Annotated in this window: 18 protein-coding genes and 7 pseudogenes; 12 read left to right on the top strand and 13 right to left on the bottom strand. The window is 63.1% G+C overall.

Going from position 1 to position 17,609, the window contains the following annotated elements; genetic code table 11:
• Positions 1 to 109 precede the first annotated feature (109 nt).
• The 3 genes and pseudogenes from NKG99_RS30875 to NKG99_RS30865 all read right to left on the bottom strand — a co-directional run bounded on the left by NKG99_RS30875 (position 110) and on the right by NKG99_RS30865 (position 1,873).
• Positions 110 to 1,237 carry a site-specific integrase gene (locus NKG99_RS30875; protein ID WP_502911068.1) on the bottom strand — a complete coding sequence of 376 codons (1,128 nt, stop codon included), beginning with the start codon at positions 1,235 to 1,237 and terminating at the stop codon, positions 110 to 112.
• 2 nt (positions 1,238 to 1,239) lie between these two features.
• Positions 1,240 to 1,616: pseudogene (locus tag NKG99_RS30870) on the bottom strand (type II toxin-antitoxin system VapC family toxin).
• A complete protein-coding gene (locus tag NKG99_RS30865) occupies positions 1,616 to 1,873 on the bottom strand; it encodes a type II toxin-antitoxin system VapB family antitoxin (protein ID WP_352873010.1) in 258 nt (85 codons plus the stop codon). The pseudogene NKG99_RS30870 and the gene NKG99_RS30865 overlap by 1 nt, the downstream one beginning before the upstream one ends.
• 167 nt (positions 1,874 to 2,040) lie before the next feature.
• On the opposite strand from NKG99_RS30865, the pseudogene NKG99_RS30860 reads away from it, so the two are divergent.
• The 5 genes and pseudogenes from NKG99_RS30860 to NKG99_RS30840 all read left to right on the top strand — a co-directional run bounded on the left by NKG99_RS30860 (position 2,041) and on the right by NKG99_RS30840 (position 6,893).
• A pseudogene (locus NKG99_RS30860) lies at positions 2,041 to 3,068 on the top strand (DUF1403 family protein).
• Between the two features lie 4 nt (positions 3,069 to 3,072).
• Positions 3,073 to 3,780: an SMC-Scp complex subunit ScpB gene (gene scpB, locus NKG99_RS30855; RefSeq protein WP_352873009.1), complete on the top strand. Its 708-nt coding sequence runs from the start codon at positions 3,073 to 3,075 to the stop codon at positions 3,778 to 3,780.
• A 637-nt stretch (positions 3,781 to 4,417) separates the two neighbouring features.
• A pseudogene (locus NKG99_RS30850) lies at positions 4,418 to 4,894 on the top strand (IS5 family transposase); the annotation flags it as partial.
• A 218-nt stretch (positions 4,895 to 5,112) separates the two neighbouring features.
• The gene (locus tag NKG99_RS30845; RefSeq protein WP_352873007.1) at positions 5,113 to 5,781 is read left to right on the top strand and encodes a N5-glutamine methyltransferase family protein; all 669 of its coding nucleotides are present in this window, start codon (positions 5,113 to 5,115) and stop codon (positions 5,779 to 5,781) included.
• Complete coding sequence (locus NKG99_RS30840; protein WP_352873006.1) at positions 5,778 to 6,893, top strand: hypothetical protein; 1,116 nt, start codon at positions 5,778 to 5,780, stop codon at positions 6,891 to 6,893. The genes NKG99_RS30845 and NKG99_RS30840 overlap by 4 nt, the downstream gene beginning before the upstream one ends.
• Before the next feature lie 47 nt (positions 6,894 to 6,940).
• On the opposite strand, the gene nadE is transcribed toward NKG99_RS30840, so the two are convergent.
• The 8 genes and pseudogenes from nadE to NKG99_RS30800 all read right to left on the bottom strand — a co-directional run bounded on the left by nadE (position 6,941) and on the right by NKG99_RS30800 (position 13,664).
• A complete protein-coding gene (nadE, locus tag NKG99_RS30835) occupies positions 6,941 to 7,948 on the bottom strand; it encodes an NAD(+) synthase (protein WP_352873005.1) in 1,008 nt (335 codons plus the stop codon).
• Complete coding sequence (locus tag NKG99_RS30830; protein WP_352873003.1) at positions 7,945 to 9,489, bottom strand: class I adenylate-forming enzyme family protein; 1,545 nt, start codon at positions 9,487 to 9,489, stop codon at positions 7,945 to 7,947. Before NKG99_RS30830 ends, nadE begins: the two co-directional genes overlap by 4 nt.
• A gap of 26 nt (positions 9,490 to 9,515) precedes the next feature.
• Positions 9,516 to 9,782: an acyl carrier protein gene (locus tag NKG99_RS30825; RefSeq protein ID WP_352873001.1), complete on the bottom strand. Its 267-nt coding sequence runs from the start codon at positions 9,780 to 9,782 to the stop codon at positions 9,516 to 9,518.
• Between the two features lie 23 nt (positions 9,783 to 9,805).
• A complete protein-coding gene (asnB, locus tag NKG99_RS30820; protein WP_352872999.1) occupies positions 9,806 to 11,743 on the bottom strand; it encodes an asparagine synthase (glutamine-hydrolyzing) in 1,938 nt (645 codons plus the stop codon).
• 222 nt (positions 11,744 to 11,965) lie between these two features.
• Positions 11,966 to 12,532 (bottom strand): annotated as a pseudogene (locus tag NKG99_RS30815) (transposase); the annotation flags it as partial.
• Positions 12,533 to 12,878: 346 nt separating this feature from the next.
• Positions 12,879 to 13,238, bottom strand: a complete 360-nt coding sequence (locus NKG99_RS30810) for a hypothetical protein (RefSeq protein WP_352872997.1) — start codon at positions 13,236 to 13,238, stop codon at positions 12,879 to 12,881.
• On the bottom strand, positions 13,216 to 13,413 hold the full coding sequence (locus tag NKG99_RS30805) for a MerR family DNA-binding protein (RefSeq protein WP_352872995.1): 198 nt from the start codon (positions 13,411 to 13,413) through the stop codon (positions 13,216 to 13,218). The genes NKG99_RS30810 and NKG99_RS30805 overlap by 23 nt, the downstream gene beginning before the upstream one ends.
• Entirely contained in the window at positions 13,329 to 13,664 is a 336-nt protein-coding gene (locus tag NKG99_RS30800) for an aldehyde dehydrogenase family protein (RefSeq protein WP_352872993.1), read from the bottom strand. The genes NKG99_RS30805 and NKG99_RS30800 overlap by 85 nt, the downstream gene beginning before the upstream one ends.
• Before the next feature lie 59 nt (positions 13,665 to 13,723).
• Between NKG99_RS30800 and NKG99_RS36055 the strand changes: the two are divergent.
• Positions 13,724 to 13,795: pseudogene (locus NKG99_RS36055) on the top strand (DUF736 domain-containing protein); the annotation flags it as partial.
• A 73-nt stretch (positions 13,796 to 13,868) separates the two neighbouring features.
• Here the strand turns inward: NKG99_RS36055 and NKG99_RS30795 are convergent.
• Together NKG99_RS30795 and NKG99_RS30790 are read right to left on the bottom strand one after the other, a co-directional pair.
• Positions 13,869 to 14,336 (bottom strand): annotated as a pseudogene (locus NKG99_RS30795) (PIN domain-containing protein).
• Positions 14,333 to 14,641, bottom strand: coding sequence for a type II toxin-antitoxin system Phd/YefM family antitoxin (locus NKG99_RS30790; protein WP_352872991.1), 309 nt, complete (start codon positions 14,639 to 14,641; stop codon positions 14,333 to 14,335). Before NKG99_RS30790 ends, NKG99_RS30795 begins: the two are co-directional and overlap by 4 nt.
• A 409-nt stretch (positions 14,642 to 15,050) precedes the next feature.
• On the opposite strand from NKG99_RS30790, the gene NKG99_RS30785 reads away from it, so the two are divergent.
• The 6 genes and pseudogenes from NKG99_RS30785 to NKG99_RS30760 form a co-directional block, all read left to right on the top strand.
• The gene (locus tag NKG99_RS30785; protein ID WP_352872989.1) at positions 15,051 to 15,404 is read left to right on the top strand and encodes an ATP-binding cassette domain-containing protein; all 354 of its coding nucleotides are present in this window, start codon (positions 15,051 to 15,053) and stop codon (positions 15,402 to 15,404) included.
• A 270-nt stretch (positions 15,405 to 15,674) separates the two neighbouring features.
• On the top strand, positions 15,675 to 15,899 hold the full coding sequence (locus NKG99_RS30780; protein ID WP_352872987.1) for a hypothetical protein: 225 nt from the start codon (positions 15,675 to 15,677) through the stop codon (positions 15,897 to 15,899).
• A 569-nt stretch (positions 15,900 to 16,468) separates the two neighbouring features.
• Complete coding sequence (locus NKG99_RS30775) at positions 16,469 to 16,513, top strand: hypothetical protein (protein WP_352873039.1); 45 nt, start codon at positions 16,469 to 16,471, stop codon at positions 16,511 to 16,513.
• A gap of 144 nt (positions 16,514 to 16,657) precedes the next feature.
• Positions 16,658 to 16,924, top strand: coding sequence for an AbrB/MazE/SpoVT family DNA-binding domain-containing protein (locus NKG99_RS30770; RefSeq protein ID WP_352872985.1), 267 nt, complete (start codon positions 16,658 to 16,660; stop codon positions 16,922 to 16,924).
• Positions 16,921 to 17,319: a type II toxin-antitoxin system VapC family toxin gene (locus NKG99_RS30765; RefSeq protein WP_352872983.1), complete on the top strand. Its 399-nt coding sequence runs from the start codon at positions 16,921 to 16,923 to the stop codon at positions 17,317 to 17,319. The genes NKG99_RS30770 and NKG99_RS30765 overlap by 4 nt, the downstream gene beginning before the upstream one ends.
• A 58-nt stretch (positions 17,320 to 17,377) precedes the next feature.
• Positions 17,378 to 17,609 (top strand): annotated as a pseudogene (locus tag NKG99_RS30760) (hypothetical protein); the annotation flags it as partial.

Genomic DNA, 17,609 nt, shown 5'->3' with positions numbered 1-17,609 from the left:
AAATCATGTCGATAGAACCGTAATCTATCGACATATTGTAGCAGCAAGGCGATCGCGCAAAACGGAGGTTATTGGCCCTTGGTAGTGCGGGCTCCCTCTATAGGGGCGTTTATAGCCCGCTTGCCTTGGTGAGGTTGATCCGAAACCTGTCGCGCCTCCGCTGATACCTGCGGATCATCTCTGCGCTAGTGTGGCCGAGTTGCTTCTGCACATAGCGCTCGTCGACCTCGGCCGAGGAGGCGAGGCCAGCGCGCAGCGAATGGCCGGAAAACTTTTGACCGCGCTCGCCCTCGGAAAGATCACCACGCACGCCGGCAGCGAGCGTCGCGCGCTTGACCAGCCGCGCCACCTCCTGATCGTTCAATCGCTGGGTTCCGACAGCCTTGCCTTGGCCGGTGACGCGTCGAAATAGCGGTCCGTATCCAATCCCTGCCAATTTCAGCCAGGTCTGCAGGGCGACGACCGGGCAGGTGGCGTCCGAGGAGCCACGACCGATCTCGACCTCGCGCCAGCCGGTCTTGCCGCGCAATGTCACCAAAGCACCTTTGTCGAAAATCTCGGCCCAGCCGCGGCCATCCTCCGTCTGATCCTTGGCAACATCGAGCCCGACGATCTCGGAGCGGCGCAGGCCGCCGGCAAACCCAAGCAAGAGCATGGCGCGATCGCGCAACCCGCGCAAAGTGCCACGGTCAAGCGTCTCCAGCATGGCGATCAGGTCTTCAGGCAGAATGGCTTCTTTCTGAAGGGGAGGGGAGGCGTGGGTGTTGCGGATGCCGGCCAGCACGGTGGCAATGTGGCGGTCTTTCCTGTCGAGCGGCTGGCCACGCTGCGTATAGTTCCAGGTCAGCGAAGAAAGACGGCGCTCGATGGTCGAGACGGAGTTAGGCTTCCTGTCTCCTGTCACCTTGCCGGACGCGCAGGCGGTGATGTAGAGGCCGACGGTCTGTGGATCAGGCGGGAACGCCTGCAGACCTTGTCGGCGTGCCCAAGCGCAAAAATGCTTCCAGTCGGCGGCGTATGCGCGCCGCGTGTTGGCGGAGCTTGCCGCCTCGACATATTTTCGCGCGTGGTCGGCCAGTTTTTCCAGGTGCGCCGGAAGACCAGACGCCGACGATGGGGCAGGGGCCATTTGCGGCTCGTCTGATGCGCCCCTCATCTCCATGACCACATCTATGATATCGGGAAGATCATTCTCTCCAGCTGCAACAGCAGGTGATCGTTGACCGTGCTCAGCCATCCTCATGCAGCCTCCACGTCTGTCTGGGAAAAGTCGTTGCCGAGAACAGCAGCGGTTCGTCTGAACGCCTTGCTAGAGCGTACGATAGACAATCGGCAAAATTCCGGGCCGCGGGACGACGGCCCTTGCCATAGGTAAGCCACGCCTGGGTCGCCAGATCGACCAATTCGGAGTCGACAGGGATGACGTCAGCCTCGATTTTGCGATCGACCTCGGCCAACGCGTGCTCTCCGCGCCTGCTGACCAGGACCATCCGCGCCTCGAGCACGCAGGTTGCCGGGATCAGGCGGACCGGATCGGCGACCAGCGCGCTTTCAAGCCGTGAAGCCTCCGGCTCACTGCGAAGCATGGCCACAAGCGCTGAGGTATCGATCACCATCAGTTCGGAATTCCATGCTCGTCAAAACCGATGATCTCCTCATCGCTGCGACCGTCCAATTCCGGCAACCGGGCCACTCTTTCGCGAATGCCGCGCAATTCTACCCGCATCCGCTCCTGAGCCTTGTCGCCAAAGCCCAGGCGATGAAGACGCTCGCTCAGCGCCTGATGAATGGCCGCGGTCTTGGTGACACCTTGACGGCGCGCGAGCTCGTCGGCGAGGGCAACTGTGGCCGGATTTTTGATACTGAGGGACACGAGAGGCTCCAAACTCTACCTTTTCGCCGGTTTCTACCAAAGACTTGGTCCTATGTCGATTACGAACGATAATGCAGCGTTATCATTCGTATTAACTGGGCGACAGGCGCGGCGGTTTTTGCTCAAAACGATTGCCAAAAGCGCCGCCATGATTCATCGTGCTTGCGATGATTCTGCGTCCCAAACCCTCTCCGCGCCACCACGCCACGCTTGCCAGTGCCCCTTCGACCGCACCGATGGCAACGGTGCCGGCTTGGCTACGCCGGGCCATCCCGGATGCACAAAGCCTTGCGGGAAAAGATGTTGACGTGGCGCTCGTTGCCGGCGCCGCCATCGGCGCGCTCGATGCGGTGGTCCGCCGGCAGGAGCGGTGAGCCGGCGCCTGGCGGCAGCGGCTGGCGCTTGCGGCGGCCGCGGCAACGGCACGCCAGGCGGGGCGCGTCGAGGATGAAGGCGCATTGCGCGACGCCGTGCTGCTCACACGGCCGGGCGATTTTTTGTCCGTCGGTCCCGCCGGTCTTTTGCTGCTTGCCTGGCGCCGGCTGGCGGTTCGGCCCACGGAAGAATTGCTGACGGAGAAGAACCTCGCCGCGGTGTTGGAGGAGTTCGGCTACGCCCCCGACGATGAGGGGCTCGGCGATCTGGCGGACGAACTTCGCCAACTCGGCACCAGCGCCGGGTTGGTCGGAATGCTGACTGGCGCAGTCGCGGCCGCCGAACGACACGGTTTCGGGCGCGTTCTCGGAGCCTGGCTTGCCGATGCCTTGCTCGCGCAGCGGCTAGGCTGGACGCATGCAATCCCTTTGCTGGGCGGGGAGGCGGCCTTGGCCGTGGGTACGGGCCGGCCGCGTCGACCAGTGACTGCTGCTCTGGCTCCGGGTGCCGAAACGGATGCCGATCGGGCCAAAAGCCTGCTGGCCGCGCAGGCGCGCGCCGCGCTGCGCGCGAATGATCTTTCCGCCGAGCTCGGGCGCCGCGCGGAAAACTGCTCGCTGTCGCGCCAAAGCTGCGTGCGAAAGGGGCAGACACCATCGTCGACAGACTGCTGTCGCAGGACGCCATCATGGCATCCCGCCGTGACAAAAACATCGGCATGAGCGATCGCGGCCTGCGCCGGCTGTTCGACCGGCTGGTCGAGCTCGGCGCCGTGCGCGAATTGTCAGGTCGATCGACCTTCCGCATTTACGGACTCTGAGACCATGGCCCAGGCAGTGCGCAGGCGAGGGGGAAGCCGGTCAGATGATCGTCAATCAGCTGACCAGCTGTTCGACCGGGAGCTGGACCACCTGCCGCCGGAGGCGCGCTGGCGCGAATGGATGCATCGCGTCGAGGCCACAATCTTTGCTGCCAGCGAGCCGGTCGGCCGCGAGACTCTGGCGCGGATCGTCGGCAAAAACTGCAGCATCGACCTTTTGATCGATGACATCCGCGAAGAACTGCGCGGCCGGCCCTACGACCTGGTCCCCGTCGCCGGCGGCTGGAAGCATCTGACGCGGCCGGCCTATGCCGACGCCATCCGTGCCGCGGTCGGCGGCAACGACCGAGCCGTGGATCTGACACAATCTGAAGTGCTGGTGCTGATGTGCGTCGCCTACTTCCAGCCGATCACCCGCGCCGAGCTTTCTTCCTTCTTTGGCAAGGAGATCAGCCGCGATCTCATCGGTCATCTGCGCGGCGCAAAGCTGATCGCGTCCGGTCCGCGCAGCCCGACGCCCGGCGCGCCCTACACCTACGTCACGACCAAAGAATTCCTGCTCGAGTTCGGTCTCGACACGCTGCGCGACCTGCCGGATTTCGAGGCACTCGAGGATGCCGGGCTGTTGAGCAAAGAGAAGCTGTTGGCGGGGGATATCATGCCCGACTTTGCCGGTAGCGCAGAATACGGCGGGGTCGAGGTCGACGAATGACTGCCCGCCGCCCACGCAACAGTCGCTGGCGCTTGCAGATACTCGCGGCTTAAGCTCGACTGCGAAGCACGCCGGCGCCCGCTTCGACAAAGTCCTGGTTTTTCATGAGTGTCCTTGGTCCTACGAAAGAGGACACTCAAGCACGACGGGGTGGCCCTGTAAGGAAGTCAAGGCCATTCTCTCTCCGATAGGCTCGCCTTCAGGTCTGTCTCGATCCAGTTTTAGAAGGCGGAAGGACACGGCTCGCGCCAACGGTTGGGCACCGCGCGCAGATAATAGCCGCACCCCCTCTACCTTTGCCGCGCCTGACCACGGCGCACCCTTATCGCTGGATGGTTTTGTAGATGATGGCGGCGACGGTCCGCCGGTTATGATGCAGGGATCGGGATTGCCAACTGATTGGCGATCGCCGTGTAGATATCAACGTTGGCTCCAGGAGCTCGTACCGAAACCAGGAGAGCGTAGCGCGCAGCGTTGGTGCGTGGATACCTTGTCAAGGGTTCTGGGATAGGCAAACAGGATCGAAATCAGCTTGATCCGTGCCATGCCCTACAAACGCAATTCTGCGTGCCGTCACCGCATCGGGAAGATGAAATTCAGGGTGACGAACTGGCCGGATTAGGAGGCAGGTCTCCGCCTGCGTGGCAGCCTGACATTATGGGTCACGCCGGAAGCCCTGGCCGGGTGGCACGCTCCCCGACGCAAGACCCGGGGAGGCCAAGCCCGGTATTCCGATCTTGCCATCGAGACGGCCCTGATGCTTGGAACTGTTTTTGGAATGCGGCTGCGCCAGACCGAGGGATTGCTACCCTCGCTGCTGGGTCTCATGGGGCTGAATGTGCCTGTTCCCGATCATACGACGCTGAGCCGTCGGGCGCAGAAGTGGGAGCCATCCGCCAGACGAAACCAGCCTCGGCCGGACGGCCCGCTGCACGTGCTGGTCGACAGCACGGGATTGAAAATATACGGCACCGGACAATGGCTGGAGGAGAAACTTGGTGCCAGATCACGCCGTCACTGGCGCAAGCTCCATCTGGCAGTGGATGCCAATAATGGCGAGATCATTGCCCACTGTCCCGCATCAAGTCCGGCAGGTATAACCGGCAACATCAAAGACCGAAATGCGTTCGATTTCATATCCGCGCACCAACGCCGCATCTATATGGCCGAGTTGGCGCGCTGCGGAGTATCGGCGGCGATATCTTTAGCAGCCGTTTACCGGAGCGCGATAGGTCATTGTGTATGCAATACCGTTGGATGACGTAAGGAACCGCCGTGCCGCACAGAGCAGCAGCCCTAGCCGGCCGTTCTAAGCCCCGCCTGCATCGTTTCATGAGCGTGATGCTCGAACTGGCTCCGGGCGTTCTCGTGCCGCGTCAGGAAACAGAGTTGCTCGGACAGAGCGCGCTCGCGATTCTTCGCGATCGCGCGCCCGGCCCGATGGTGATCGACATGTGCTGCGGCTCCGGCAACCTTGCTCTGGCGATCGCGGCGGAAGTTCCGTCGGCCCGCGTCTGGGGGGTGGACGTGACTGACAGCACGGTCGCGCTCGCCCGTAGCAATGCCGAACGCTTGGCCCTTCAGGACCGGGTCACCATCCGGAAAGGGGATCTGTTCGGTGCGCTGGAGGGCGATGGGCTTATCGGCGCGGCGGACATGATTGTCTGCAATCCGCCCTATATCTCGACTGCGCGCCTCGAAGGCGAGAGCGCGCATCTGCTTGAGTGCGAGCCGCGTGAGGCCTTCGACGGGGGGCCTTACGGCATCTCGATCCAACAGCGGCTGATCCGGGACGCAATCGATTTCCTCAAGCCTAGTGGCTGGCTGCTGTTCGAGTTCGGGCAGGGGCAGGACCGCCAGGCGGCTGCCCTGATAGCCAGAGCCAAGGCCTATGAACCCGTGACATTCGCCAAGGATGAGGTCGGAATGCCGCGTGTCGCACTCCTCCGCAAGCTGGAGAACGGTGCGCCCGCGATCTCATCCTCCGCGAGTTTGGCATGAGCCAGATTCGCCCCCTGCAGGCTGCGGATATTCCGGCCGTCGCCGGGCTCTTTCAAAGAACCTTCCGGGACGGTGGAAAGCCGCCGCCTCCGGCGCTCGAGACTTATCTGCGCTGGCACTATCTCGAAGGCCCGGTCCGCGATCCGGAGATCGCGTCTCTCGTCCATATTGCGAGCGAAGGCGACATTTCAGGCTTTGTCGGCGTGAATGTGCTGCCGATGAGGCATGGCCAGCGCAAGCTGCGCGCCGCCATCTGTGGTTCGCTCATGGTCGAACCGCGGGCGAACGACCCGATGGCCGGCGCAAGGCTGCTCAGGACATTCCTGGCCGGGCCGCAGGACATCTCCTTCAGCGAAACCGCAAATGCCCTCTCGACGCAGATGTGGACGAAACTGCGCGGGGTCGCCCTGCCGCAATACAGCCTGGACTGGATCCGGGTCATCCGGCCTTCGGCCTTCCTGCTCGATCTAGCCTCGCGGCGAGCCGGCGCCGTGCGCTTGCTTGACCCGCTCGCGCGCGGACTCGATCGCTATCTTCGCGGACGGATGCAGGAGAACGAGATGCGCTGGTCCGGGGTCCCGGAACTCTGGAATGGCAAGGGCGGCCTCAAGGTTGCCGAAATCGATCATGCCGGTTTTGCGGCACTTTTGGACCCGTTGACGCGGCAGTTCCCGCTCCGCCCCGACTGGAGCGCGGAGCAGCTTGCGCATATCCTCGCGGAGGCTTCCCAGAAGCCGGACTATGGCGAGGCCGTGTTCGCGTCCGTCTCCTCCCCCAGCGGGGCGCTGGTCGGCGCCTTCCTCTATCACACCCGCCCGGGCAGGATGGCGCGCGTGCTGCAGGTTCTGGCCCTGCCGGGGCAAGCTGGTTCCGTCGTCGACTGCTTGATTGGCGATGCAGCGCGGCGCGGCGCCGCCGGCCTGCGCGGCCGGACGCAACCCGCCCTGTTGGCAGCGATGCTGGGTCGGCGGGTCGCCTTCACTCAACCGGCCTCGACCGTGGTGCATTCGCGCGACGAGGAGCTGGTGAACGCGTTCCTGAGCTCGCAAGGTTTCTTCAACGGGCTGGCCGGCGAGCACTGGAATCGCCTGGCCGGGGAGCGGTTCGAATAGGCCGTCATTGCGCGCGCGACGACATAATCCCGATGGTCGCGCCGATCTCAGCAGGCGATTTCCTCGACGGGGCGGACGAGCTGCGGGCCAAGGTGCAGATAGCGCGTCGCCCGGCGCTTGGCGGCGATATCGGCCCAGACGCGTTCGACCTCGACCGTAGTCAGCTTCGCGGCGGCGCCGACCTCCACGGCTGAAAGGCCATTATTCAGGCCGAAGAGGCAAATATCCATGCGGTCATAGGGCAGGGAGAAGTAGAACTCTTCCTGCGTCTGCTCGAGGGAATAGGTGTCGGTCGTCGGCGCCCTGCGGCAGATTTCCTCGGGAATGCCGAGATGGGCGGCAAGCGCATAGACCTGGCTCTTGTAGAGATGGGCGATCGGTTTGACGTCAGCCGCGCCGTCGCCATTCTTCACGAAGAAGCCTTGGTCGTATTCGAGCCGGTTCGGCGTGCCGAGCACGGCGAAATTCAGCCGGTCGGCGTGATAGTACTCGATCTGTTTGCGCGTGCGCTGCTTCATGTTGGTGGCGGCGACGATGCCGAGATAGACCGCCGGCGACATGCGCAGCTTCGTCTGCCGGCCTTCGGGGTCCTGCACCACCAGCGAGGAGATGTTGTAGCCCTCGCCGGCGAGCGAATTGGCGATGACGATCTTTGAGGCCCAGCCCGGCCCGTATTCCGGCACCAGCTTGCGGATGAAGGCATCCCGCCGCTCATAACAACCCATCGCGTGCAGCGTCGGGCCGATATCCTCCACGATCGCTTCGACGCCGAAGGTTTCGGCGCCCAGCCGGCCGAGGCGGAGGCTGTCGGGATCGGAGTCGCTTTCCGGCATGAACAGGCAGAAGACGTTCTTCGCGCCGACGGCGCGGGCGGCGAGCGCGACCGAGACGCTGGAATCGATGCCGCCAGAGAGGCCGAGCACGAGCCCGCGCTTGCGCATGCCGCGTAGCTGCTCGCGCAACCCGGCGACGATGCGGTCGGTTTCCGCAGCGTTGTCGAGCGTCAGCGCGTCGGTCGAGAAGGCGGGACGGCTCGGGGCGAGGGAGAGGTTCATTCTGCAGTCCCCAACGTTTCGGCCGCCAGCCTTCGGCTGACCTTTCCGGTATCGGTCTTCGGCAACTCGTGGCGGAACTCGATGAGCTTCGGCACCATGAAATCCTCGAGATGAACGGCGCAGTAGCGAATGATGTCCCGTTCGCTCAGGGTCTCGTCCGAGAGAACGACGAGGGCGGCAATGGCGTGGCCGAGCACCGGATCCGGCACGCCGGTCACCACGGCTTCCACGATGCCGGGATGGGCGTGCAGCACAGTTTCGACTTCCTTCGGGGCGACCTTTTCGCCGCGCGTCTTGATGATGTCGTCCTTGCGGCCAACGAAATAGAGGAAGCCGTCCTCGTCCGTCCGGAACAGGTCGCCGGTGTGGAGCCGCTTTTCCCAGGGATGCGGCCCGGGACGCAGCATCTGCTCCGTGGCCACGTCGTTGCGCCAATAGCCCTGCATGACATGCGGGCCGCGGATGACCAACTCGCCCGCCACGCCCGGTGGCACGCGGTTGCCCTCATCGTCGACGACGATCGCTTCCGTGTTGGGAATAGCGATGCCGACGGAACCCGGCCGGCGGTCCAGTTCCTCCGGGGGCATGTAGGTGCAGCGCTTGCACTCCGTCAGACCGTACATGGAATAGAGCCGCACGCCGGGGAACAGCTCGCGCAGCCGGGCGATATGCACCGGCGGCAGGGCGGCGGCGGTGTTCGAGATATAGCGCAGGCTCGGCAGGAAACCCGGCGCCAAATCGCGCATCTGCAGGATCAGCGCCGCCATCGTAGGCACCAGCGGGAAACCGGTGACCTTCTCGGCGCGGATGCGCTCGAAAATGGCCTGCGGAAAGGCAAAGGATTTTTCGAGGACGAGGGTCGCGCCGAGCTTCATCGCCATCAGCAGCTGATAGAGGCCGTAGTCGAAAGCCAGGGGCAGGACATTGAGGATGATGTCGTCAGGGGTGTTGCGCAGATAGGTCGTGATGGATTCGGCCGCGGCATCGATATTGCGATGCGTCATCATCACGCCCTTGGGGCGGCCGGTGGAGCCCGAGGTGTAGATCAGCATGGCGAGGTCGATGTCGATCCCGCCATGGCGAACGGGCACGGGCGCGACCTTGAGACAATCCTCGAAGGAGGCAGCGCCATCCGGCGCATGGCTGGATGGCGCTTGCGTCGACGCGACGAAGAGCGGCCGGTCCGACAGCGCACGCGCCTGGATCACGACAGGCATCAGCTTGGCCTGGGTCAGGATCGCCGCAGCCTCGCAATCGTCGATGACATAAGCGAGCTTGTCGGCCTTGGTGGAGGCGTTGATCGGGCTGAAGGTCGCGCCCGCCTTGAGAACCGCGAAGATCGAGACGGCGGCTTCCCAGCAATTGTCCATGAAGACGAGAACGCGGTCGCTGCGCTGCACGCCATTCGCGACGAGAGCGGTCGCGAGCCGGTTCGACAGATCGTCGAGCTCGTCATAGCGCAACCGCTTCCGGTCGGTGACAAGCGCCGTCTTCGCGCCATGCGCGGCCGCGTTCGTGATGAGGAATTGCTCGACCCGCATGAGCTCGGGCCTTCCGCTGCCAGCCGTCACGCCGCGACGAGCGATGCGGTCTTCGCTGAGATGAAGGCCGTGATGCGCGCCAGTGAATCGAGGTTGGCCGGCACGATATCGGCATCCGCAACTGTGATTCCGCAATGGTCCTCGATAAAGGCCACCAGTTCCAGAACGCCGGTCGAATCGATGATGCCGTTCTCGATCAGCGAGTCCGTATCGGCGAGGGCGTGGGTGGTGTCGCCGAACAGGAAGTTCTCGATGACAAAGGCCTTCACTGCGTCTCGGATCGTATCGGTCATGTCGTTCGCTTTCCTTGGTGGTGTCAGGCGGCCTTTGCGTTGCAAATGCCTGTGCCGGTGAAAGTCGTCAGCCACAGCTGCGTCGACAGGATGCCGACAAAGGCCGCGTTGTCGCGAAAGCCGGAGGCCGGCTGGCGGCTGCATTTCTCATGTAGTTTTGCCACTGCCTTCGGATTGAAGAGCCCGCCGGCGCTGACTGCGGCGTCGCCCAGGGCCGACTGGACATAGTCCCTCGTGCCCGGCCCAACGAAGGACTGGCTGTCCGGTGCGCGATAGGGCTGCTTGGTCCGCCGGCCGATGGCGGCCGGCAGCAGGTCTTTGGTCGCCTCCCGGAGAATATGCTTCTCCACGAGCCCCTTCAGCTTCATCTCGGGAGGAAGGCCGGCGGCAAACTCGACCAGATGATGGTCGAGGAAGGGAAAGCGGCCCTCGATTCCGTGGGCCATCGCCATGCGGTCGCCCTGGCTGGACAGGATATAGCCGGGGAGAAGGAAGCGGGCTTCCAGATATTGCGCCTGATGCAAGGGATGCCAGCGGGCGAACGCCTCGGGCAGCCGCGCGGCGAGCTCCTCGGCGGCGTCATATCCGGACAATGTGGCACGCAGATCGCCCGAGTAGAACAGCTTCGTCGCCGCCGTGCCGTCGAACCTCGGCCGATGGGAGAACAGCGGATCGTCGAGCGCCGCGCCGCTAGCCCCGAAGAAGGAGAAAAGGTACTCGGCCGATTGCTGCCTCAGGCCCGGAAGATAGGGGTAGAGCTTGCGGAACAGATGCGGCCGGATGCGGGAGCCGGGCTGTCTGCTGCAAAAGCGCCGAACCCTGGCCTCCTTGAAAATATCGTAGCCGGCAAAGACTTCGTCGGCGCCTTCGCCCGTCAGCACCACTTTCAAGCCGGCCTCGCGCACGAGGCTCGAGAGCTTGTAGAGCGGGGCAGGGGCAGTGCGCAGGATCGGCCGCTCCGTGAAGCGGATAACGTCAGGGAAGACGGCGGCGATATCGCCTTCCCCGCAGGCGACGGCGCTGTGATGCGTGCCGAGCGCACGGGCCATCTCGAGCTGGAAGGGGCTCTCGTCATGTTCGGCGCTATCGAAGGTGACCGAGAAGGTCCTGAGGCCACCCGGCGCCATGCCCGCCGCCAGCGCCGATGTGATGGAGGAATCGAGGCCGCCAGAGAGATAGGCGCCGACTGGCACATCGGCGCGCATGCGGATGCGGGTCGCCTCCGTCAGGAGGGCGCGCAGTTCCTCGGCCGCGGCACGCTCGTCCCGGTGCCGGGGCGGCGCTTCCCGGTCGGGATACTCCAGACTCCAGTAGGGCCGCGTCGAGACGCTGCCCTCTTGCACGATCATCAGGCTTGCGGGTTCGAGCTCGTAGATATTGCGGAAGGCCGTGCGCGGCGCGATCGGGGCCCAGAGCGTGAAGATCTGGTCGAGTGCGACCGAATCAATCTCGGCCGCGACGCCCGGGGCCTGGAGGAGCGCCTTGACCTCCGAGGCGAAGTAAAGCCGTTCGCCCTGCCTTGTATAGAAGAGCGGCCGGACCCCCATGCGGTCGCGCGCCAGAACCATGCGGCGGCGGCGGCCGTCCCAGAGCGCAAAGGCGAAATCGCCATTGAGCGCGGAGACGCAATCCTCCCCCATCTCGTCATAGAGATGCAGGATCACTTCGGTGTCGCTGGCTGTCCGGAAATGGCGGCCTTTCGCGCGAAGCTGCTCGCGCAGTTCCACATAGTTGAAGATCTCGCCGTTGAAGGCGATCGTCAGATCGCCCGTCGCATCGGACATGGGCTGCTGGCCGTCCCCCAGGTCGATGATGGACAGCCGCGCATGGCCGAGGCCGGCCGCCTTTGTGGTGAAGAACCCCTGCTCATCGGGGCCGCGATGCGCAATGGCAGCCGTCATCCTTTCAAGGAGCGCCCTCCCATCCCGGACAGTGCCGAAATAACCGCTAAAACCGCACATGCCGAGATATTTCCGAGTCCACCAGCGCGGCTCGGACTATAGCCGCCAAGATACCGGTAAGTGTTAAACATTTGGGACTATTCATGAGAATGGTAAATTTTGAGCGGCCGCCGACGGCTGATTTCTTGCGTGAGCATTGGATCTGCCGCGAGATGAAGGCAATGACGCGGCGTTGGTGCGCGGATATGAAATCGAACGCATTTCGGTCTTTGATGTTGCCGGTTATACCTGCCTGACTTGATGCCGGACAGACTCCGGGCGTGCACACGCCAGCATGCGGTTGAGCACGCTGCAACCGACGGCAACCTCGGTCTGCTGAGCGGCGAACGAACGAGCCCGCAAGCGTCGTCCGATCAGTGCCTTGTACCTTCCGATGGCGGTCTCGATCAGAGCCCGCTTACCATAGCCGGTAGCAGCCTGCCATCTCAGCCGACCGTCGCTTGCGATCGCGATGATGTGCTTGTCCCGTTGACCAGGCGGTCCGGTATCACCGCTTTCCACTGCCGTCGACCGAGGTGGAATGACGACGTTCGCGGTGCTGCTATGCTGCAGGATCATCTGATAGGTTGGCTTGCCATCATAGGCCCCGTCGGCTGTGAACGGGTCAATCTCACGTGCAGCGGGCCGTCCGGCAGAGGCTGGTTTCGTCTGGCTGGATGGCTCCCACTTCTGCGCCCGACGGCTCAGCGTCGTATGATCGGGAACAGGCACATTCAGCCCCATGAGACCCAGCAGCGAGGGTAGCAATCCCTCGGTCTGGCGCAGCCGCATTCCAAAAACAGTTCCAAGCGCCGCGACGGCCTGGTTGGAGTCGCTGGCGCGCGGTCAGCCGGCTCTTCGGTGACATCGCACTCGTCCTCACCAGAAGATCAGCGAACAGACGACCCCAAGACTCTCGTCACGGTCCTTCTCGATTGCCATCGCGAAGCGAAGGCTGCATGCGCAGCGCGCTGATTGATATCGGCATATTTGGCGCGTGCCAGCCCATCCCACAAAGCCCCTGAAAACCTTCGGAGAATGGTGCGCCGCAGTGGCGCTGCTGCCCTGACTTCTGCTAAGTCTCGTCCGTGGATGACATGTATATTCCAAGAAAACTTCTGGTCGAGGACCGAGCCTATAGTGAAGATCAGCTTCTTCACGTGGCACGGTTTTCATCGTTCTCGCCGAACCCGGTGGCGGAAAGACTGAGTTGCTCGGGAAGCTTGGTTCTTTGCTCGGCAGCCCGCCTGTGCGCGCCAGCGTGTTCCGCAGCCGCCAGGTTGCTGCATCCAAGGCGCCCCTCGTTATCGACGCGATGGATGAGGTTGCCCGCATCGACCGTCTGGCGCTCGACGAAATTGTCGTCAAGGCGAGCGACATGCAGTGTGATACCGTGGTGTTTGCCGGTCGCTCGAGTGAGTGGGACCCCTCCGTCACCGAGCATGTGAGGGATTGTTTCGGCATCAAACCTGTGGTTGTCCGGCTCGAGCCTTTCACGACGGACGAGCAGCGCCAACTTTGCGTCCTGCCATATCGGCAGGGTTCGCAAGGCTACACCGGTCGATCGACAGGCAGCCGCAACCGATGCACTCGGTAAGCCCCGACCTCAGGCGCTGCAACTCGGCGATGCGCTGGTCGATGTGCTTGGTCCACTGGCCCGATAAGCGCGACCAATCCCGACGCGACGGCACGCGATCGGCTGGCAGGCCAGCTCGGCGCCGATCTCTTGAAGCGTCAGCCCAATTGGCTGCGCGAAGACGATGGTGACGGCCCCCTCGGGCGCACCCGCCTGCCGAACCAGATCCTCAAACAGCGCCGCACATTGGGGGACGATACTGGCATGCTTGTAAACGACAGGATTGCCGACAGAGATCGCCGGGGCAACCACCCGGATAGCGGACGCAGTCGCGAAGCATACGGCTGAATGACCAATGGCCAGCATCGTTCACCAGAATGATGCTGAAGGCCGTCCTGTGTTGCCTCTTTGCTGGCTGGTTAGGCCCCGGTCAGGCCACCCTGATCGAGGTGGAAGGCGAAGAAGGCCTCCAGCTCATCTGGTCCCGCCCCAACTGACTGACCGCCAACAGCGAGGCCCCGCCAGAACGGCGGGCCTCGCGCTATCGGTTCCGCACGAGGTCTCCTCGCATCAGCCGCCCGGTCGCTTTCGCTCACTCAAAGGAAATCGCGCCGGATCGTCGTTCCATGGATCGAACACCGTCGCGCCGGAACCCTTGGTGTCCTTCACGTTGCGTGTCACCAGGTAAAGGTGGTGCTCGACTGCGGTCGCGACCAGGAGTGTATCGATTACCTGTGGCGCATGGCCCGTTTCCCGCTTGACCGTTCCCGATATTCGGCCCCACCGGCGAATTATTTCATCGCTGACGGAGAGGGTGCGCTCGCCGAAGCGGGCTGCCAAAGCATCGCGGGAGGCGATGTAGCGTGGGCGATCGGGGTGATCGTCGGCAAGGGTTTTAGATGCCCTTGTCGTACTCGCCTAGTGTCAGGACGCTCAGGAAGAAGGTCTCCTCCAGTTGACCCTCGGCCCCACTGATCGCGCTCCGTTGGGATTAATCAATGCGGCGACGAGGTTCGTGTCGAGGAGCCAACCATTCACAGATCGACATCCCGGCCGTGATCCTCTTCACGTGCAAGGTCGAGATCGCCGAGATGGAGGCTCTCCATAAACTCCAGGAAGGGCTGTTTCGGCCGGGACGGCGCGAGCCGATCGAATTCCTCCACGCTGACGACGACGACCGCGTCGTGACCGCGCACGCTCACGCGCTGCGGTCCGTCGCTGCGCGCGTGTCGCACCACCTCGCTGAAGCGCGCCTTGGCATCCTCCAGCTTCCACCGGCCGACACGAGCGTCACTCGCTCGCTCCTTCCGTTGTCCAGAGTCTCGCTTGATTCCCTTGCTCATAATCCCGCACCTAGTCAGATCAGACATAGTGCATTCGCTCGCGATCCGCCAGTGCGGCCTGCCAACATTCGCCGGCATGTGATGGCGGTTTCCGGCCCGGCAGCCCAGTCAGACAACACGTGCGCCTGCCGTCGCCTCTATCGGCGCAGAATTCTCGGGTTGGAGTTGTGTGCGTCAAGTTCTGCAAAATGGCGTGGCATCGCGGTGACGTCGGCGTGTCCGCCGCTCAGCTCCCGTGTTAGCGGAGCGGCGGACACACAGCGATGCCCAGGCGGCTATGACCCTTCTCACCCTCCAGGGCATCGCAAGAGTTTTGGCGCTGTCGATGTGCTGCACGGCGTCGACCTCTCGGTCGAGCGGGCGAGGTGGTCGGCGTTGTGGCGACAATGGGGCCGGCAAATCGACGCTGATGAAGACCATCACAGGCATCTACCGCGCCGATACCGGATCGATCGAACTCGACGGCAAGGACATCCTACCACTCGATCCCGGCCAGCGGCGCGAACTCGGCATCGAGATGATCTATCAGGATCTGTCGCTGGCCAAGCAGCAGGACGTGGCGGCCAACATCTTTCTGGGCCGCGAGCCGACCAGAAAACTGTTCGGGCTGTTTCCTGGCTTCGTCGACAAGGCCGAGATGGAGATGATTGAGCGGTTAGGGGCGCATTTGCCGTCGATCAACCGCTCGGTCGGCTCGTTCTCGGGCGGCCAGCAGCAGACGGTGGCGATCGCCCGGGCGCTGACCTCAATCCGAAGCTGGTGATGGACGAGCCGACTGCGGCGCTCGCCGTGCGCGAGGTGCAGAGCGTGCTCGATCTCATCCGTCGGCTAAAGTCCGAAGGCATCGCCGTCATCATGATCTCGCACCGGCTGAACGACGTGCTTTCGGTCACCGACCGCATCGTGGTGCTGCCACGGGCGGGCCGATGCCGATCTCGTCACAGCCAGGACCAATATGAACGAAGTCGTCAGCCGCATCGTCGGCGGCGGCGATACCAGTACCGCCGCGGCGCACGAACAATGAGGCTGACCGATGAATGTTTTTGGATTGCACACTTTCGCGATTGCTCCGGTCTGGGACCTTGACCTGATCGAGCCGCAGATGGAGCGGTTGAAGGAACTCGGCATCGGCCTGCTCGAGATCACGCTGCTGCGACCCGAGGAGATTGACACCAAGCCGACACGCGCCTTCGCCGAACGCCAGGGTATCGAGCTCATCCCATCGCTCGGCCTGCCGCGCGCGCTCGACGCCGGATGAGGCGCTAGCTTTCCTCGAGCCGGCCTTCGGGGTTTGCGAAGCGGTCGGCAGCGCGGCGCTCGGCGGCGTCAGCTATGGCACGATCGGCAAGACCTCGGGCCGTACGCCGACCACGGCAGAAGTCGACGGCATGTGCCCGGCGGACTGGCGGTGTGGCGTCCGGTGGCGGAAGATCCGCGCGATGTCATCGAAGTCGGGCTGCCGTTCCTGCGCGATGTGGCGCCAGGTCGGACTGACGTTGCATGCCTGCGTCGAGCGCCCTTCGGTGGGCAAAAGCACAATGCACGGATGAACCAGTCGCGCTGTTCGCTCGTCAGTGCTCGATGCCGGAGCAAGGATCCTCCGACCTCAGCTGGACGAAGCGCATCTGGCGTACAATTCCAAAAAGTACGCGACTGAGCCCAGGCGCCTTCGTGAAGCTGATGACTCAAAGTCCAAGAGTCCTCTACGCGGAACGCATGCGGGAATCGACGCGCCACAGCCAAGCGGCAGAGCATTCGAAAGGCTGCGCTCGATCTCGAGGTGACGCCGGTGCCATCAGCTAAACGCTTCAAAAGCTTGAGCGTCGTCTGGGAGTTCCGCTTTTTCACCGCACGACACGGCGCATACCTTGACCGAGGCAGGAGAGACCCTGCTTGCCAACAGCTCACATCCCTTGAGGTAGATTAGCAAATTTCCATATGCGGCCATGATCTCTGCTATTGATGATAATGCAGATTTGCATTATCTAATCACATGAATGAATTGGAGCTGCCAAAATGACGACGCTAACTGTTACCGCACGCGGACAGGTGACGTTTCGCAAGGACGTTATGCAGCATCTCGGCATCCGGCCGGGCGAGAAGATCGAAGTTGATCTGCTTCCAGGCGGTCGGGCGGAATTGAAGGCGGCGAGGCCAAAGGGATCATTCCGGGAGCTTCACGGTTTTCTCAAGGGCAAGACGAACGGCCGGGTGTTGAGCATTGAGGAGATTGATGAGGCAATTGCGGAAGCGGGTGCTGCAGCTGGATCGAGTAAGGAATGAAAGTCACGGCCGACACGAACGTTCTGCTGCGTGCCTATGTCGCCGACGACGAACAACAGGCGGAAGCGGCCATCGACCTCCTGGCGCAGGCAGACATCGTGGCCGTTAGTCTCCAAGCCTTGTGCGAGTTCGCATGGGTTTTGGGCCGACAGTATCAAACCGCACGCGAAGATATCGTGGCGGCAATCCGAGCCCTGGCCAACACTGCAAACGTCGTCGTCAACCGGCCAGCTGTCGATGCAGGGCTTGCAGTGCTTGAGGCCGGCGGTGATTTCGCGGACGGCGTGATTGCCTTCGACGGCGACTGGCTGGGAGGGGAGACATTCGTCTCTTTCGACCGCAAGGCAGTTAAACTGCTGTCGGCGCAAGGACATCCTGTTCAGCTTCTTTCGTAGCTCGCTTTCGGCGCGCGGCATCTACACCAATCTGATCCGGCATTGCGGAAGGCCGCATCGCGTTTCGTGTTGGACGGTCTGCCTGCACAACACCCGCCTCGGCATGCTGCATCCGCAGGCTGTCACCCGCAATGCCTTCGGCGATGCCAATTACTACAATCTCTGCCCGTCGCATCCCGATGCGCGCGCCTATGTCCGTGCACTGGTCGCCGACATCTCGCACAGCTACCGGCCAGACAGGATCGAACTCGAAAGCCCATCCTTCATGGGTTTTGCCCATGAATACCATC

It is taken from the genome of Mesorhizobium sp. M1409, assembly GCF_040317535.1.
Taxonomy (GTDB): domain Bacteria; phylum Pseudomonadota; class Alphaproteobacteria; order Rhizobiales; family Rhizobiaceae; genus Mesorhizobium.
The sequence above is the reverse complement of the archived record's forward strand: the minus strand, read 5'-3'. Positions and strand labels throughout refer to the sequence as shown.

Coding starts and splice junctions, on each gene's coding strand:
- NKG99_RS30875 (WP_502911068.1), bottom strand. CDS start 1,237: ATGGCTGAGCACGGTCAACGATCACCTGCTGTTGCAGCTGGAGAGAAT.
- scpB (WP_352873009.1), top strand. CDS start 3,073: ATGGCCCAGGCAGTGCGCAGGCGAGGGGGAAGCCGGTCAGATGATCGT.
- NKG99_RS30845 (WP_352873007.1), top strand. CDS start 5,113: ATGAGCGTGATGCTCGAACTGGCTCCGGGCGTTCTCGTGCCGCGTCAG.
- NKG99_RS30840 (WP_352873006.1), top strand. CDS start 5,778: ATGAGCCAGATTCGCCCCCTGCAGGCTGCGGATATTCCGGCCGTCGCC.
- nadE (WP_352873005.1), bottom strand. CDS start 7,948: ATGAACCTCTCCCTCGCCCCGAGCCGTCCCGCCTTCTCGACCGACGCG.
- NKG99_RS30830 (WP_352873003.1), bottom strand. CDS start 9,489: ATGCGGGTCGAGCAATTCCTCATCACGAACGCGGCCGCGCATGGCGCG.
- NKG99_RS30825 (WP_352873001.1), bottom strand. CDS start 9,782: ATGACCGATACGATCCGAGACGCAGTGAAGGCCTTTGTCATCGAGAAC.
- asnB (WP_352872999.1), bottom strand. CDS start 11,743: ATGTGCGGTTTTAGCGGTTATTTCGGCACTGTCCGGGATGGGAGGGCG.
- NKG99_RS30800 (WP_352872993.1), bottom strand. CDS start 13,664: ATGCTGGCCATTGGTCATTCAGCCGTATGCTTCGCGACTGCGTCCGCT.
- NKG99_RS30790 (WP_352872991.1), bottom strand. CDS start 14,641: ATGAGCAAGGGAATCAAGCGAGACTCTGGACAACGGAAGGAGCGAGCG.
- NKG99_RS30785 (WP_352872989.1), top strand. CDS start 15,051: ATGAAGACCATCACAGGCATCTACCGCGCCGATACCGGATCGATCGAA.
- NKG99_RS30780 (WP_352872987.1), top strand. CDS start 15,675: ATGAATGTTTTTGGATTGCACACTTTCGCGATTGCTCCGGTCTGGGAC.
- NKG99_RS30770 (WP_352872985.1), top strand. CDS start 16,658: ATGACGACGCTAACTGTTACCGCACGCGGACAGGTGACGTTTCGCAAG.
- NKG99_RS30765 (WP_352872983.1), top strand. CDS start 16,921: ATGAAAGTCACGGCCGACACGAACGTTCTGCTGCGTGCCTATGTCGCC.